Source organism: Acinetobacter sp. YH12094 (genome assembly GCF_013419295.1).
In the GTDB taxonomy this organism is placed as follows: Bacteria; Pseudomonadota; Gammaproteobacteria; order Pseudomonadales; family Moraxellaceae; genus Acinetobacter; species Acinetobacter amyesii.
On record NZ_VPAK01000071.1, the window covers coordinates 1 to 2,255 of the forward strand.

Annotated in this window: 4 protein-coding genes; 3 read left to right on the forward strand and 1 reads right to left on the reverse strand. The window is 38.7% G+C overall.

Translation table 11 applies throughout. The annotated features are described in order from the left end of the window. The 3 genes from FTU34_RS17585 to FTU34_RS17595 form a co-directional block, all read left to right on the forward strand. Positions 1-283: DDE-type integrase/transposase/recombinase (locus FTU34_RS17585; protein ID WP_180036298.1), on the forward strand; the 283-nt coding region annotated here is incomplete at its 5' end. Between the two features lie 375 nt (positions 284-658). Next, entirely contained in the window at positions 659-1,054 is a 396-nt protein-coding gene (locus tag FTU34_RS17590; protein ID WP_120376154.1) for a DUF6088 family protein, read from the forward strand. After that, entirely contained in the window at positions 1,047-1,994 is a 948-nt protein-coding gene (locus tag FTU34_RS17595) for a nucleotidyl transferase AbiEii/AbiGii toxin family protein (RefSeq protein WP_120376155.1), read from the forward strand. The genes FTU34_RS17590 and FTU34_RS17595 overlap by 8 nt, the downstream gene beginning before the upstream one ends. A 71-nt stretch (positions 1,995-2,065) precedes the next feature. On the opposite strand, the gene FTU34_RS18190 is transcribed toward FTU34_RS17595, so the two are convergent. Then, on the reverse strand, positions 2,066-2,255 hold a 190-nt coding region (locus FTU34_RS18190; RefSeq protein WP_373684859.1), incomplete at its 5' end, for a hypothetical protein.

Here is a 2,255-nt window from a genome sequence, read left to right on the forward strand (position 1 = left end):
CGCCTATGGTCGCGCGCTTGCTCTGCTCAAACGCGAAGGCCGGTGCCCGTCTGACGTTGAACACCGACAGATTAAGTACCGGAACAACGTGATTGAATGCGATCATGGCAAACTGAAACGGATAATCGGCGCCACGCTGGGATTTAAATCCATGAAGACGGCTTACGCCACCATCAAAGGTATTGAGGTGATGCGTGCACTACGCAAAGGCCAGGCCTCAGCATTTTATTATAGTGATCCCCTGGGCGAAATGCGCCTGGTAAGCAGAGTTTTTGAAACGTAAGGCCTTTGAATAAGACAAAAGGCTGCCTCATCGCTAACTTTGCAACAGTGCCATAAAAACACGTACGTGTTTAGAGGTACATAAGTGGACAGGTTCCTGACACATAAATTGTGTAAGTTGTATAACTTATGATTATTATGTAATCAGGGTGCTTGATAACCAATTCTGGATCATAAGTAGTTATCTACAGCTGTTTAATGTAATAGAGTAATAGAATTCTGCAACTCAACCAAGAACTGTCAGATCAGACAAAGTTGTCTTCCTGAGTAATTTATCTACAGTCTCATCTAGTATAATGTCGTATTTTTGCTCGACAAAATGTCGTATTTTTGCTAGTTTAAAGGTATGTGAAAACTGATGTATAAGGGAGATGCGATGACAACTAAAGCGAAAATGCAAATGCGCATCAAACGCTCAAAACGTTATGTTTTTATGCGTGATGATTTTAATGACATTGCGAATTATGACCAAATTGGAAGAGTTCTGCGAAACTTAGTTCAAGAAGGTGAGCTAATTAAAGTTGGTTATGGTATTTATACCAAAGCAAGAAAAAATCAAATTACCGGCAAAGTAATGCCAGCCTGTCCAGAAGGCGCGGATGCAGTGATCTTAGAGGCATTAAAAAGATTGGATGTGCAGGTTACGTTAGGAGAGGCTACGGAAAAATATTTATCTGGTCAATCCACCCAGATTCCAGCCTTTACTCAAATTAAAACCCCGCGTCGTTTTACACGCCAATTGTCTGTAGGTCGTAGCCAAATTAATGCCTGATATAAAAAATGTGTTTGCAGATGTCGCTGATGCACTTGGTATTGGTGCAACTTCTATTGTTGAAAAAGATTACTATGTTGTCGAGTTATTGAGACTATTACAGTCTCTAGAATTTGAAACGCATGACTTGGTTTTTGCTGGTGGAACTTCTTTAGCTAAAGCAAATATTCAGTTAAATCGGATGTCTGAAGATGTGGACATTAAAATAGTTCCAAAACCAAATATTGCATTAAGTCGCTCTAAAGCTAAAGTTGTACGTAAACAATTGCTTCATCAAGTACAAGACAAAATCTCTCAATCTGATTTCTTTACAATTGAAGAGGAACCAGTTGTCTGGGATGAATATCGTTATATGGAATTATTAATTCGATATCCTCAGCATTTCAACCAAGCTCCCTGTTTACGACCATTCATTAAATTGGAATTAGTTGAAACAGACTTACTTGAGCCTTTTGAATCTAGAAGTATCACCTCGTTTGTGTATGACTTGGCTAAGAAAGGGAAGCCAGTCGATGCTTTTCCCTCCGTCACAATTGTCAGTACCAGTATCGAGAAGCTGATAGCAATTTTAAGGCGTACAGCGGCCTTTGCTAGAAATGCTGAAAGAGCTGATGATGAATCATTAGTTCGACATGTGTATGACTACTTTAAAATTACCTATGGTAAACCACAAGATTTTGTTTATTTAGGGCACTTAGCTACTAAAGTTATAAAAACTGATATTGAGCGTTATGGTCGTCAGCATACTCTTATGGTTGAAGACCCGATTGCTGAATTGTTATTTGGTTTAAATGAATTAAGTCGTAATCCACTCTATAAAGCCAGGTTTAATAATTTTGTTGTTCCTATGGTGTTCGGGGACAAACAAATATCATGGCAGCAAGCCTATTCACATTTTCAGGACTCAGTTCAACAGATCTTCGCTAACTTAAAGTTGTAAATGTAGAAAAGAAATTAGCTTAAGCACAATAGATTATTTATTTACAATCACTCTTATTACAACTAAATTTGTCAAAATTCTTCAGAGTTTTTTCTTTGAATTCTAACTCGTAACTCATCGAAGATAGAAAATGTGGCACTGTTGCAAATAGTCGGTGGTGATAAACTTATCATCCCCTTTTGCTGATGGAGCTGCACATGAACCCATTCAAAGGCCGGCATTTTCAGCGTGACATCATTCTGTGGGCCGTACGCTGGTACT